The organism is Kitasatospora sp. NPDC034035, assembly GCF_055575755.1.
Window position 1 is genome coordinate 66857 of record NZ_JBVISA010000015.1, and the last position, 13264, is coordinate 80120.

The window sequence follows — 13264 nt, forward strand, 5'->3', positions numbered from 1 at the left end:
GGCCTGCTTCCTGTTCGGTAGGATGGGCGGGTCAGTGGAGGAGCCAGCCGCCGTCGACGTGCAACGACTGGCCGGTGATGAAGGACGCGCTGGGGCCGGCCAGGAAGGCGACCGCTGCGGCGACGTTCTCGGGTCGGCCTCGGCGCTGGACGCACTGGCGACGGATCTGGTCCTCGGGCCGGGCGCGGTGGTGGGTGGGCAGGTCGTTCTCCGCCTCGACCTGGATGGCCCCGGGTACGACAGTGTTCACGCAGATCCCGGCCGGTCCAAGTTCCCTGGCCAGCGACCTGGTGAGGCCGAGGAGTCCGGCCTTGGCGGTGCTGTAGGCGGTGAGTCCGGCGCGGCCGGCGCGGGCGTTGACACTGCCGATGTTGACGATCCGGCCCCATTGACGGGAGCTCATACCGGGGCTGATTGCCCGGCAAGTGCGGTAGTGAATGGTCAGGTTGGACTCGATGGCGCGCGCCCACTCGTCCTCGCCGAGCTTGCCCCATGGGATGCGCGGGTAGGCGCCCGCGTTGTTGACGAGAACGTCGACCGGCCCGAGTTCGGACTCGACCTGGCTGGCCAGCGCGGCGACGGCGTTCGTCGGTGAGGTCGGCGCTGACCTCGATGCCGTTGCGGCCCTCGCGTCGTACGTCGGCGAGCACGGTGCGGGCCTGGTGGATCTGTGCGAGGTGGTTGACGGCGACGGCAGCTCCGGCGGCGGCCAGGGCTCGGCTGATCGCGGCTCCGATCCCGGTGGCGCCGCCGGTGACCAGGGCCACCCGGCCTTGGAGCAGCAGGGCGGCGATGGGCAGTTCAAGCGGCGTGGGTGTGGTCATCGTCGGTCCGATCGTCGGGGCTGGTGGCCGGCACAGGCTGGGCGCGGGTGAAGGTCTCGCAGACGGTCTCGGGCTGCTGGGTTTCGGCGAGTTTGGCCAGGAGCAGGAGGAGGTCGTGGCCGCTGAGGCGGTCGGGCGGAATCACACCGAGGATTCGTAGGGTGAGGAAGTGGCGGATCTGGGTGAGGAACCGGTCCGGGTCCAGCCCGGCGGCGGGGGCGAGGTCAGCACGAACACGTTTCAACAGGCGGGTGATTGCGGCCTGGCGTCCGGCGCCTACGGGCCAGGTGTAGCGGACTTCCAGTCGGCGGTGGCGCTCGTCGTGGTCGACCTGTTCGAGGTGCGGGGTGGTGACCGGTGGCAGGTGGAGCGGCAGGGTGCGGGTGTACACGTCGGGCTGGTAGGTCGGTACGAGCCAGCCGCCCATGCCCAGCAAGTACCAGAGGAGGATGGCGATTTCCCCGGCGAGCGTGTTGCGGCCGGCGTACTGGAAGTCGAGCCAGCACAGCGGGTCGGCGATGTTCGGTTCGGTCGGGTCGCCCTGGGTGAGCGCGGTGATCCAGGTGCAGGCGGAGCAGAGTGCTTCGCGGACTTCCCAGATGATGGCGGGCAGGTCGAGGCGCATCGGGATGCCGTTGACGACGAAGAGGTGGCCGGTGAGGGCGTGCACGGGGATCGGCCGGTCAGTGCGTGGGGCAGGGACGGCGGGGTCGCCGGACAGGTACCAGTTGTCGATCCGTCCGCCGGGGCGGATGCGGTCCAGGTAGAGGCCGGGCACGCAGGACGAGAGCGGCTCGGTTCGGCCGCTGTCGGCGACTGCGGCCAGCAGGCTGTCGCGGACAGCGTCGATCAGCGCGGTGACCCGGGGCAGGGCGCTCGGGTGCCGGTCGGCGGTGGCGATGACGTCGCCGAGCAGCATGCTGCACCGGCCGGTGGCGAACACGTCCTCGTAGGCCACGACGTGCTTTCCTGCCGCCTGGCTGCGGCCCAGTAGTCGGGGCACCGGCAGTGTGCGGGCGGCGACCTGCCAGCCCTGGACCTCGGCCTCCGCTGCGGCGGGGGAGAGGATCTTGCGGAAGACCGGACCCGGGGCGGCGGGGCCGTTCATGCGCGGCTCGTCGGCAGGGAGATGGTGGCCAGCCAGTGGCCCAGGACGGTGTTGGCCAGCTCCACCGCCTTCTCGCGGTCCTCGCGGGCCCGGGGGCGTAGGTCGGCGTCGATGTCGGGCTCGCGGTCGAGGAAGACGCCCAGCGCGTCGTCGTCGGAAGCGCGTTCGGTGTCCTCGAAGCGCAGCATCACCTTGGCCAACAGGGCGGTGACTTTGAACAGGGCACGGAGGTCGGGAGCGCCCTTGAGGAGCTGGCGACGGATCTCGATGGCGGCCTGCACTCCGGCCTCGACACTGGCCGCGACGTCGTCGGCCGCGTCCGGAGCAGGCAGGCCCAGGCCGGGGCGGCACCACAGCGGCGCGAGGGCACCGGAGCCGATCAGCATGAGGACGTGCAGCAGGCGGGAGGTGACCGCCCCGGTGCAGCACTCCTCCTGTGTCAGCACGGTCAGGCCGAGCTTGACGCCACCGAGTTCGGCTTCGAGGTCGGCGAGGGCCCGTCGGAGCTCGGGAAGGCTGTCCTGCTCGGCGATGACGAAGACGTCCAGGTCGGACCAGCCGTGCTGGTACTTGCCTCGGGCTCCGCTGCCTGTCACGGCGAGGAGGTCGATGACGGGCGGCACCTGGAGGGTGGTGCGGTCCAGCAACTCGGACAGGTAGGACTCCAGGTGGACGGGCAGGCCCAGGGTGTTCACCGGCGTCGTGGACGGCCTGCGCAGCGGCCATCGGCAAGCCAGGGCAATCCCGTCGAGGCGACGTTCAAGGTGCGAGCGGCTGTGGTTGTTGTCGATGACCTCCTGCGCGAGCGAGGCGATCCCGGCCGCGCCACGGCGGGCCTTCACGGCGTCGCGCTCGACCACGTCCTCGTGCCCGGCGGTGCCGCGTTCGGCGCGGACCTCAGGCGTCGCGTCGACATACACGACGGTCAGCTGCTCGCCGAGCATCCGTCGCAACTCGGCGGCCGCGTCCTGGTCGTGCAGCGACTCGATGGTGACGTGTTCGAGGAACTGGTGGGCCGCGCAGAACCGGTCGAGGCCGTCGACCAGCAGCTCGGCCCGCACCACGGCCGGGATCGCGTACGGGTCGGCGATGCCCGCGCGCTGGGCGGCATCGTCGATCAGGTAGCCGATCTTGAGGCGGGCGTATCCGTGCCTGACCCGCAGGTACTCGCCCGCCGTGCTCTTGCCGCTCTCCGACATGCCCCCGAGCGCGACCACCCGAACCCCCGGCAGGGCTCGGGGCGGCACGAGCGGGGCGATCGGGTGCAGGTGTTGGCGGATGGCGTCCTGGACGGCCATGACCCGGTGCTCGCCGACCACGACGGTCTCCGCCCACCTGCCCTCGGCAACGAGCTGGTGCATCTGTAGGTGGAGGTGCCGCTGGTAGTCGGCGTAGGCCGGGGTGACGTGCCGCTCGTGGGAGAGGCTTCGGGAAGTGCCGATCACCGGGTCGTCGTCGTGAAGGAGCACGATGCCGTGCTCGGCCGCCTCGGCGGCCCGGACGTCGGAGGCGTACGTGGGGTCGTGCTCAGGGGAGACGGACACGATTTCCTCCGGGTGGTGCACAACGACGGTGGGGCACTTGGCGGCTCTCGGCCGGACGCCGCGGGGCGCCCGGCCGAGAGCCGGATCGGGCTAACGGCCCGGGTACGGCGGCTGCGGGGTCGGCGGGGCCGGGGGCGGAGGCGGCGGGGTCGGCGGAGGCTGGGGAGCCTCCAGGATCGGAGCGGCGGTTCGCGGCACGGCGAATCTCCCTTTGGCGTGACGGGTTTCCGGCCTGGCGGGTCGCCGAGGCCGGCGAAATGTGGGCGGCTCCAGCTGCGGGGGTTCACCCGGAGCCGCCGGTCCCGCCTCGGGCCGGCGTGCGGTGGTTGCCGAGGCGGGGGTACTGGGGTCATGCGGTCACGCCGCCGGTATTCGCTCCAGCGCCACCGGGCCCTGCAACGGCGCCGACACCGCCCGCCGGCGCCGGTCCGCCCGCGTGGCAGCCGCAGTGGCCACAGTGAACGGCGTGGCCCGGGTCGGGGCGGACAGGTCGAATTCCGCCCACACCGACTTCCCGCCCCCGGCAAGGGAGTCGACGCCGGACCGGTCCGTCAGAGCGAGGACGAGCGCGAGCCCACGCCCGCCGACGGCTTCCCCGTCCGCCGCCCGCAATTCGGGCCGCCCGGGCCCGGGGTCGCTGACGCACGCCCGCAGCGCACCGTCCTCGGTGAGCCCCAGTGCCGCACTCAGCGCCAGACCCGGCCGTCCGCCCCCGCAGCCGTGAACGACCGCATTGGTGGCGAGCTCGGACAGCACGACCTTCACATCGCCCACGAAGTCACCCAACTCATCGTCACCCAGGCCGAGTTCATCGATCACTTGCTGCGCCCAGCGGCGGAGGGAGCCGATACTCGCCCGGTCGGCCGGAAACCTCATCGTGATGGTTCGTGGTTCCATGGGGCGCCTCACTTGCTCGGGGGCGGAAAAGGGTCCTGGGGCCTCGTGCGACGAGGAGCCGTATGTCGGCGTCGGCCAGGCACCTGAGTCGGCGGTCGGCGTCGGCGTGGCTGCCCAGGTGCGCGATCGTGGGCAGGACCACGGCGTACAGGTCGGCTCGCGCCTCGATGCGGGCGAGGAGGGCATCAGGCCCGGTGCCGTCATCCGTGATCACCTCGGCGAGACGAAGCTCCCGCCGCTCACAGAAGTCGCCGAGGACCCCGGCCAGCGCCCGCCGACGCGGCAGTCCCGCAGCGACGGCTTCACGTAGGAGCCCGACCACCACGGGCTGAGGGACGGAGAGTTGCTCGGTCAGCATCCGCTTCCTTCCGGGTCACTGAGGGTGTCTGCTTTGAGGCTGCCCGAACCCGGGACGTCACGGAATCGCGTGCCGTGGCAGTTCCGTGGCAGTTCTGGCGCACAGTCACCGCTTCTGGTGCTTCCATGACTTCCGGAGCAGGAGGTGGCGATGGCAGCAGTGATCGTGTGGACCGGGCTCGAAGCGAAGGCTCTGCGGGTGGCATGCCGCAAGTCCGTGCGGGACTTCGCTGCACTCCTCGGCATGTCGGTGCGGGCGGTGACGAACTGGGAGAGGCTGGGGGCGGGAACCCAGCCCCGGCCGGACACTCAGGCGATTTTTGACACCGTGCTGCGGCAGTGCGATCCGGGAGCCCGGATACGCTTCGAAACTCTCGTAGCACAGCAGACCGGTGCTCCGATGCATGCGGAGATGCAGGCAGGGCCTCGGGCATGGGAGTACGAATCGTGGACGGAGGACATCGAGCGAGCGGTCCTTGCTGCGGCTCGGCAGGACTTCGTGTTCGCCGGAAGCCTGCTGGAACGTTGGCGATCGCGCTGGGCCGTGCGGGAGCTCGACGAGCGAGGTCTCTATCTGCTGGCCCGTTCGAGCGCGCTCGTGGGTGACCTGCGCCGCGACCAAGGGGTGCTGCTCGGCCCGTTGTCGGCCTCGACGTCGTACAGCCAGGCGCGGTCGTTGTTCACTCAACTCGATATTCCGAGGCGGATCGCGCAGCTGGACTTATCGCTGGCAGTCGTCACGGAAATGTCGGGGAAGCTCGATGCGGCGGCGTCCCGGTACTCGGAATTGGCCGGCGATTTCCGGCTCAGTCCGCGGGACCGGGCGAGGGCGGCACTTTGGGTCGGCACCGCGTTGGACAAGCAAGGGCGGCACGAGCAGGCCGTCGGCATCACGGAGTCGGCGATCCTGGCGTTCGAGAACCTCGGCGAAGTGGAGGACTGGGCGACAGCGCACCAGAAACTTGCGCTTGCGCACCGGGGGACGGGGAACCTGGGGGAGGCGGTGCGACAGATAGAGATCGCGCGGCTGAACGCGACCGCTGCGGTTCCGATGCAGGACGTTCGGCTGACCACTGCTCACGGGCACATCCTGCTCAGCGACCGTGCGACGGCCGGGGAGGGGCTCGCCCTGCTGGACCGGGCCGAGGCATTGGCGGCCAAGTACGGTATGACCCACCAGCAGAGGAGCATCCAAGGCATTCGGACCGGCTTCCAGCGGGCACCGTGCCTCCATTGAGCAGGAGAACGACGTGGCGGACACTCGGCAGCGCGAGATCACCGACCGGCAGTGGGCGGACGCCACGCTGATCTGGGAGTACCACCAGATGGGGCACCGGCGGCAACCGTGCGATGTGGCGATCGGCCTCGGCTGCCACGACCTCGGGGTCGCCGCCGAGACGGCCGCGCTGTACCTGGACGGTCTGGTGTCCAGGATCGTGTTCACCGGCGGGCCGAACCCCTCCCGGCCTGATCACTTCCCCCGGGGGGAGGCCGCGCACTTCACCGAGCACGCCCTCGCGCTCGGCGTGCCCGGTCACGCGATCCTCCAGGAGCCGCGGGCCCGCAACACCGGGCAGAACATCCAGTTCTCCCGGGAGGTTCTGGAGGTTGCTGGTCTCGACGTGCGTTCGGTACTGCTGGTGAGCATGCCGTACATGGAGCGCCGAGCGTACGCCACGTGCCGCCAAGTGTGGCCGCAGGTCGAGGCGGTGTGCGCCTCGACCCCGATGAACTTGAACGACTACGTGAAGACGATCGGCGACGACGCCCTCGTGATCGACGGCCTCGTGGGCGACCTCCAGCGGGTGATCGAGTACCCGGGGCTCGGGTTCGCCGTCGCCCAGGATGTTCCGGAGACAGTCCGTGGCGCGTATCAGCGGCTTCTGGCCGACGGATTCGACAGCAAGTTGCTCACCTGAGGCTGAATCATCTGACGGGCTGGTGTGTGCCGTCCATCAGCCGAACCTGTTTCCCCGCCTGTCCACGTTCGCCAAGCTGTTCACGGCGGACGTGTGGATCGTCCTGGACGACGTGCAGTTCGCCCGCCGCGACTACCAGCACCGCGCCCGCCTCGCACGGGCCGTAGGCGTGCCGGGCCCGACCCGGTGGCTGAGTGTCCCCACTCACCTTCCGGCAGGGCGGGCGACCCTGATCCGGGACGCCCGGATGACCGAACCGGTGCGCAGCCGCCGTCGAACCGCGGACCTGCTGCGCGAGCACTACCGGACCGCTCCGTACTGGGCGGGGTTCAAGGAACGGCTGGATCGATTCTTCGACGTCTTCGAACGCACCGACCGGACGGGGATCGTGGCGCAGGAATCCACACTTCTGCTCCTGTCGATGGTCGGCTGGACCGGCCGGGTAGTGGTCAGCAGCGACCTTGACGCGAGTGCCGGCCGCTCCCAGCGCCTGGCAGAACTCTGCTCGGCGGTCGGTGCCGGCACCTATCTCTGCGGGACGGGCGGAATGCGCTACATCGAGCCTGCTGCTTTCGACCGCGCCGCCATCGAGCTTCGGCCTTTCGCAGTCCCGAACGGCGGCTTGTGGGTCGGCGCGTCCCGAATGAGCGCGGTCGCCGCGCTCACCGCCTACGGGCCGCAGCAACTGGCCGAACTCCTGTGCCGACCTCTTCTCGGCACTGGCCGGACTCTTGCGGGCACTCCCGGAATAAGCGGCCCTCGCGGTGTTCGGGGCTGACGAACGCGAAGCCGTAGCTGTAGCCGAAGTTGAGGAGGTACGGAGCGCCGTCGTCGCGCATGCTCCGCTGGTGGGCCGCTTCCTCGTCGATCGAGCGGTGGACGTCGGGCGGGACCGGTTACAGCCGACGCGCCGTTCGACTCGGTGTCGTCGGGGCCCCGGCGCCACAGGGTCCGCCCGTGTGTCCCGGGCGGTCCGAGGGCGGCGAATGAGGGGGTACGGCCGTCCGGCTGCACCGGGAGCACGGCGTGCTACCTCTACGGCAGTGGAGGCAGAGCTCGCCCTGATTGGGTAGAGGCCGTCAACCTGCTGCCGAGCGAACCTCTCCATCGGTCGAAGGAGTTGTGTGGTGGCGCCTGTCGCACCGAGGGCGGGGGCGGGCACCCGCCGGCAGGCGGGTGGGGGGTGGATGGTGGGGAACGGTGGGGGACGTGCGCAGTGGACGGGATGACGCGCGGGTGTTCGCCTGGGACGGCGCTGCCCGGGACTCCTTCGTGAGGAGGCCCGGGCAGCGCCGTCCCAGGGGCTGGTCAGGCCGTCTTGGGCTTGCGGGCCACGGCGACGGCCAGGGCGGCGCAGGCGAGGGCTGCGACGGCGGCGAAGCCGCTGACGGCGGGGAGGAGGCCGTAGCTCTGGACGAGGGCGCCCACGGCGACGATGGGGAGGGAGCTGCCGAGGTAGACGATGATCCAGAGGGCGCTCATCTCCGAGCCCCGGCGTTCCGGGTTCATCGCGGCGACGGCGGTGGTGAACAGGGAGCGGAAGGCGACGCCCTGGCAGGCGCCGCCGAGGACGCTGCCGATGAAGAGCAGCGCGGGCGTGCCGGTGTACCCGGCGGCGACGACGAGTCCCAGGCCTGCGGCGAGGCCGGTCATGCCGAGGGCGATCACCACGCGGTCCGAGGTCGGCGGCACGATCAGCTGGGCGGCCGCCGAGGAGCCGAGCAGCAGGGCGGCCACGATCGCGCCGGTCAGGTGCGAGGGGGTGTGCAGCAGCTTGGCGGCGAAGGACGGGGCCAGGCTGAGGTAGACGCCGAAGACCGCGTAGGAGATGAAGCCGGCCGAGGCGGCGAGCAGGAACTCGCGGCGGCCGGTGCGCGGCAGCCGCAGTCGCTGGGGGCGCAGGTGGGCCGGGGTGGTGATGCGGGGCGGGGACGCGGGCGCGCGGTTGCGGCCGGGCATCCGGGGGTGCACGAGCGCCAGCGGCACGCAGAGCGTGAGCAGGGCGATGGCGTGCAGCAGGAAGGGTGTCAGCAGCGGGTCGGAGCCGCCGGACAGCAGGGCGCCGACGACCGGGCCGAGCGCCACGCCACCTGCTGAGCAGGCCAGGGTGAGCTTGGCGGCGAGCGTCGGGTGGTCGGGCAGCAGGTCGCCGAGGGCGGCTCCGGCGGCGCCGGTGGACAGGCCGACGGCGATGCCCTGGACGGCCCGGCCGATCGCCAGCTGCCAGAAGCTGCCGGCGGTCGCGAACACGACGTCACCGGCGGCGGCCAGCGCGACGGCGGGCAGGATCAGGGCACGGCGGCCGAGGTGGTCGGACCAGTGGCCGACGATGGCCAGCACCGGGACCAGCGCGAACACGTAGATCGTGAAGAGGATCGTGGTGTCGAGCGCGGTCAGGCCGAGGCGCTGCTGGATCATCGGGTAGATCGGCGTCGCCAGGTTGGCACCGATCAGCATCAGCAGCAGGGCGGCGGCCACTAGGCCGACGCGGACTCCGCGCAGTGCGTTCCAACGGCTGATCGCGGAGAGCTGGAGCTGGGGCCGGGGCGCGAGTTCCAGGGGAAGCAGGGCCTCCGACAGTCGGCGTCCGTCGAGCTGCGCGGTGCGCAGGCCGGAGCCGGCGGGGGAGAGGTCCGCCATGTAAGGGATCTCCTGTGGCAGGGCACCACCGGGTCGGCGGGGTAGGCCGGCGCGCCCGTCCTGAGGCGCTGTGGTGGTGGCCGCGGTGCGGGGCTCCCTGGTGGAGCGGATGAGCTGAGGATTGTGGGCTTCGTTGCCCGGCGGGCCCGCGCGGGGTGTGCGCGGGTACCAGGTCGAAGGATAAGGGGTGGGAGCGCATTCGCGGCGCGCGCCCCTGCGTGCGCCCCTTGCGGCCGGGCATCGGGGGTGCCACACCTATACGCTGAGGTGGTGAAACGGTACGCGGCGCTGTTGGGCTGACCGCTGGCTGAGGGAGAGCGCACAACGATGGCCGGACGACGTCGCAAGAACACCGGGGGCTCGGCGGGAGAGGGCGCGGCCGAGGCGGTGCTGCCCGCCGACCTGGAGCTCCAGGACCTCTACGGGGCGTTCGCCGCCCACGGACTGGACGACGAGGACCTGGACGACGCGGCCGTGCTGGTGCCGCCGGTGAAGCTGCCCCCCGAGCAGGAACTGGCCGGGCAGGCGAAGGCCGTCCCGATGTTCGGGTACGCGCTGGCGCTGGCCCGCTGGGCCGCCCCGCACCTGGCGGTCGACGAGTTCGGCGACCTCGTCGAGGCGGACCGGGCGCCCGCGGCGCGGCTGCTGGGCCTGGCCCCGGCCGAGGGCGAGGTGCCGGAGGAGGCCGAGATCGAGGCGCTGCGGGCCTGGTCGCTCGCCTGTGACCTGGACCTGGTGGAGCTGGGCACGACCGCGGAGGGCGAGCACGTCGCCGTCCCGGGCCCGGACCTGGAGCCCGCCGAGCAGGGCGATCCGGAGACCGTCCTGGAGCTGTGGCTGACCGCCGCCGGGATCGTCCGGGAGCTGGCCGTGGAGGCCGACTCGCTGCCGGAGGAGACGGCGGAGGGGGCCGAGGCGCAGGCCGAGCCCGGCGAGGAGGACGAGGACGGGCTCTCCGAGGTCGAGGAGGCCCGGGACGAGGCCGCCGAGCTGCTCGACGAGGCGCTGCAGGTGCTCTACGAGACCACCGCCTTCGCCGAGCCGGGCAACGAGACCGTGCCGCTGGGCGTGCTGGCCGCGCTGCTGGTGGTGCCGGAGGGCGAGGAGCCGAGCGAGGAGCTGCTGGGCGACATCACCGATGTGATGGTCGCGCTGGACCCGATGCTGGGCGACCTGGCCGAGCTGGGCCTGCTGGACTACCGCCCGATCGACCCGGAGCTGTTCGACGAGGAGGAGGGCGCGGAGCCCGCCGTCGTCGGCGAGGAGCCGCTGGACGAGGAGGAGTCGGCCCGCTTCGGCCTGGTCCGGCTCACCCCGCTCGGCCAGTACGGCATCCGGCAGTGGCTGCTGGAGGACGGCTACGACGCGCCGCTGGTCGGCGACCTGGCCCAGGGCGACGCCGCTGAGCTGCTGCGCGGGTTGTGCGAGTCGGCCAACGTGCTGCCGGAGGAGGAGCTGCGGGTGTGGACCGCCGACCGGGAGCCGGTCGCGGCGGCGCGCGAACTGCTCGTGGCGGCGCGCGGCGACGACGCGTACGGCCCGCTGCGGCGGATGCTCTGCGTCTCCGCGCTCGACCTGCTGGGGCCGGGCGCCGAACCGGCCGTCCGGGAGGTGCTGGACGACCCGGAGCTGGGCGGCGCGGGGCGGGCCTGGTTGACCGCGCAGGGCGCGACGGACGTGCCGGTGCCGACCCGGACGATGACGCTGTGGACGGTGGTCGACACCTTCGCCGCCCAGCTGCTGGACAACGGCGGCGACGCCGCGCTGCTGCGCGAACTGGTCACCGACCTGCCGGTGAAGGGCGATCCGGCGGCCTGGTTCGGTGAGCTGTGGCGGGTCGACCACCCGTACACGGCGGACGTCCTGGAGGCGATCGGGGAGCTGCACCTGGACCGGGCGGTCGCCAAGGAGGCCCGCAAGGCGGCCTTCAAGGCGCGCTCCAAGAAGTAGGCGGCTCAGGGCAGGTCCAGCGAGCCGTCCTCGGTGAAGGGGAAGAACGGGTTGTGGGCCAGCTCCCAGAGGTGGCCGTCCGGGTCCTCGAAGTAGCCGGAGTAGCCGCCCCAGCTCGTCGGCACCGGCGGCTTGACCAGCACGGCGCCGGCCTCGACGGCCGTCTTCATCGCGGCGTCCACCAGCGCGGGGGACTCCAGGTTCACCGCGAGGGTGACGCCGCGGAAGGACGGCTCGCCGGTGGCGGGCACGCCCGCGTCGGCGGCCAGCTCGTCGCTCGGGAAGAGGCCGAGCGCCGAGTCGGCGGTGCGGAACCAGACGATCTCCGGGCTGGAGGCGGTGGAGCGCCGCCAGCCGAGGTCCTCGTAGAAGCGGGCGCTGCGGTCGAGGTCGGAGACGCCGAGGGTGACGATGCTGATCCTGGCGGGGACACCGGTCGGTGCCGCGGTGCCGCCTGCGGTGGTGCTGCTCTGTGCTGTCATGCCGCCAGGGTAGGGAGGGCGGCTGACAACCGGGCGTCCTGACACGGCCACCGCCTCCGTCCGGCAGAGGAGCTGATGACCCGGCAGCGGCGGGCACGTAAGGTGGCGTCAGCGGTGCGGGCGCGAGGAGTCGGGGGTGCGGCACAGGATGATGCGGGAGAGCGGCGGCAGGCACCAGGAGTGGAACACCGGGCCTTCGGGCCGCGCCCCGGTCCCGGAGCGGCCGGGCCAGGAGGATCGTTTCGCCGACCAGGTGGAGTTCTCCCGCCGGACCCTCGCCGCGGTCGACTTCCCCGTGTACGGCGTGGCCGCCGGCCCGGCCCGCACCGGTGAGGCGCTGGCCGCCTTCGAAACCTCCGGCGGCGAACTGCGCTGGGTCGAGGTGCAGTGCGGCGACTGGCGCTCGGCGGCGGGCCCGTACGTGACCGTGCGCACCTACCGTCCGGGCGCCGAGCGCGCCGAGCCGCTGCCCGAGCTGGAGGACGTGGTCGAGGACGAACGGGACCGCGTCTACGAGCAGTTGGGTGTCGACGAGGGCGACGGGCCGGGCCGGGTGCGGGCACTGCGCGAGTGGATCACGGTGGACGGCGAGCCGTGCGCCGTGGAGGTGTACGAGGACCGGCGGGTGCTGCGCCCCGGAGCCACGGTGGCCGGCGGGCCCGGGTCGGTGTGGGCCGTGCGGCTGCGGATCGACGGCCTGACCGTGACGGTCTGCGGCCGCGGGGTGAACCCGGGCGGGGTGGAACTCGGCGGGATCGGCGACTTCGAGCGGTACCTGCGCGGACGCACCGACCTGCTGCGCGACCTCGCCTCCCGGCAGGCCCGGTACGTCCCGGTCGAGGAACGCGAACTGCCGCCCGTCGTCGGGCTGGAGGCGCACCGGTCGCTGATCGCGCAGAGCGTCGCGGAGACCGCCGCGATCGAGGCGCAGGTCCGGGCCGGGCGCACGCCGCGGTTGCCGCGCGGGCTGCGCGGGGACGCCTGCGCGGTGCGCTGGGAGGCGGCGGTGCGCCAGCAGATGAGGCTGGCCACCGAGACCCGGGAGGAGGCCGCGGCGGCGGTGACCTCGATGGTCAACCACCTCAACCGGCTGTCCCAGCAGACGCACTGGCTGGTCGGCACGGCGGAGGGGGAGGCGGCCGTCGAGGAGGTCGTCCGGTACACGGTGTTCGCGAGCGAGGTGGCGAGCCTGCCGGCCCAGCGGGCCTGGGAGCAGCTGTGGCGGGAACGGCCGGGCGGCGGCGGGGCCGGGGTCTGGGAGCAGCACCGGCTGGCCGAGCAGCTGTGGCTGGCGGCCTGGGAGCAGTGGCGGGCGGCCCGGCGCTGACGGTCCGACGTTGACACTCTGCCGCTGACGGTCCGGCGTTGACACTCCGCCGCTGACGGTCCGGCGGTGGCGGCGGTGTGCCGGATTGTGGCAGGGCTGACGACGCCTTGGCAAAGTGGAGGTCATGTGTCAGTCATCAGTCGGCAAATGGACGCCCGGGCGTGAGGTGGGCGTCATGCCGGGTTCACCCGTCCGGCGGAGCCTGCTGGCGTCGGC

The 13264-nt window shown here is 72.2% G+C and carries 11 protein-coding genes and 1 pseudogene; 5 read left to right on the forward strand and 7 right to left on the reverse strand.

Annotated elements, in window-relative coordinates; all coding sequences use genetic code 11:
* Positions 1 to 31: 31 nt before the first annotated feature.
* The 5 genes and pseudogenes from ACZ52J_RS22030 to ACZ52J_RS22050 all read right to left on the reverse strand — a co-directional run bounded on the left by ACZ52J_RS22030 (position 32) and on the right by ACZ52J_RS22050 (position 4731).
* Positions 32 to 824: pseudogene (locus ACZ52J_RS22030) on the reverse strand (SDR family NAD(P)-dependent oxidoreductase).
* A complete protein-coding gene (locus tag ACZ52J_RS22035) occupies positions 802 to 1932 on the reverse strand; it encodes a hypothetical protein (RefSeq protein ID WP_465620973.1) in 1131 nt (376 codons plus the stop codon). The pseudogene ACZ52J_RS22030 and the gene ACZ52J_RS22035 overlap by 23 nt, the downstream one beginning before the upstream one ends.
* Positions 1929 to 3476, reverse strand: coding sequence for a nucleotidyltransferase domain-containing protein (locus ACZ52J_RS22040; RefSeq protein WP_465620975.1), 1548 nt, complete (start codon positions 3474 to 3476; stop codon positions 1929 to 1931). Before ACZ52J_RS22040 ends, ACZ52J_RS22035 begins: the two co-directional genes overlap by 4 nt.
* Before the next feature lie 357 nt (positions 3477 to 3833).
* The gene (locus ACZ52J_RS22045; RefSeq protein ID WP_465620977.1) at positions 3834 to 4295 is read right to left on the reverse strand and encodes an ATP-binding protein; all 462 of its coding nucleotides are present in this window, start codon (positions 4293 to 4295) and stop codon (positions 3834 to 3836) included.
* The gene (locus ACZ52J_RS22050) at positions 4285 to 4731 is read right to left on the reverse strand and encodes a hypothetical protein (protein ID WP_465620978.1); all 447 of its coding nucleotides are present in this window, start codon (positions 4729 to 4731) and stop codon (positions 4285 to 4287) included. Before ACZ52J_RS22050 ends, ACZ52J_RS22045 begins: the two co-directional genes overlap by 11 nt.
* Before the next feature lie 150 nt (positions 4732 to 4881).
* Here ACZ52J_RS22050 and ACZ52J_RS22055 point away from each other — a divergent pair, with 150 nt between their 5' ends.
* From ACZ52J_RS22055 to ACZ52J_RS22065, 3 genes are read left to right on the forward strand one after another with little or no spacing between them, the layout of a single operon-like run.
* Positions 4882 to 5967: a helix-turn-helix domain-containing protein gene (locus tag ACZ52J_RS22055; RefSeq protein WP_465620980.1), complete on the forward strand. Its 1086-nt coding sequence runs from the start codon at positions 4882 to 4884 to the stop codon at positions 5965 to 5967.
* Positions 5968 to 5980: 13 nt separating this feature from the next.
* Positions 5981 to 6649 (forward strand): YdcF family protein, encoded by a 669-nt coding sequence (locus ACZ52J_RS22060; protein WP_465620982.1) that lies wholly within the window; start codon positions 5981 to 5983, stop codon positions 6647 to 6649.
* The gene (locus ACZ52J_RS22065; protein ID WP_465620983.1) at positions 6594 to 7427 is read left to right on the forward strand and encodes a WbqC family protein; all 834 of its coding nucleotides are present in this window, start codon (positions 6594 to 6596) and stop codon (positions 7425 to 7427) included. Before ACZ52J_RS22060 ends, ACZ52J_RS22065 begins: the two co-directional genes overlap by 56 nt.
* Positions 7428 to 7957: 530 nt before the next feature.
* On the opposite strand, the gene ACZ52J_RS22070 is transcribed toward ACZ52J_RS22065, so the two are convergent.
* The gene (locus tag ACZ52J_RS22070; RefSeq protein ID WP_465620985.1) at positions 7958 to 9289 is read right to left on the reverse strand and encodes an MFS transporter; all 1332 of its coding nucleotides are present in this window, start codon (positions 9287 to 9289) and stop codon (positions 7958 to 7960) included.
* Positions 9290 to 9616: 327 nt separating this feature from the next.
* On the opposite strand from ACZ52J_RS22070, the gene ACZ52J_RS22075 reads away from it, so the two are divergent.
* A complete protein-coding gene (locus ACZ52J_RS22075) occupies positions 9617 to 11239 on the forward strand; it encodes a hypothetical protein (protein ID WP_465620987.1) in 1623 nt (540 codons plus the stop codon).
* A gap of 5 nt (positions 11240 to 11244) precedes the next feature.
* Here ACZ52J_RS22075 and ACZ52J_RS22080 read toward each other — a convergent pair whose 3' ends face one another.
* On the reverse strand, positions 11245 to 11721 hold the full coding sequence (locus ACZ52J_RS22080; protein ID WP_465620989.1) for a VOC family protein: 477 nt from the start codon (positions 11719 to 11721) through the stop codon (positions 11245 to 11247).
* Positions 11722 to 11857: 136 nt separating this feature from the next.
* Here ACZ52J_RS22080 and ACZ52J_RS22085 point away from each other — a divergent pair, with 136 nt between their 5' ends.
* The gene (locus ACZ52J_RS22085) at positions 11858 to 13048 is read left to right on the forward strand and encodes a hypothetical protein (RefSeq protein WP_465620991.1); all 1191 of its coding nucleotides are present in this window, start codon (positions 11858 to 11860) and stop codon (positions 13046 to 13048) included.
* The last annotated feature ends 216 nt before the right edge of the window (positions 13049 to 13264 follow it).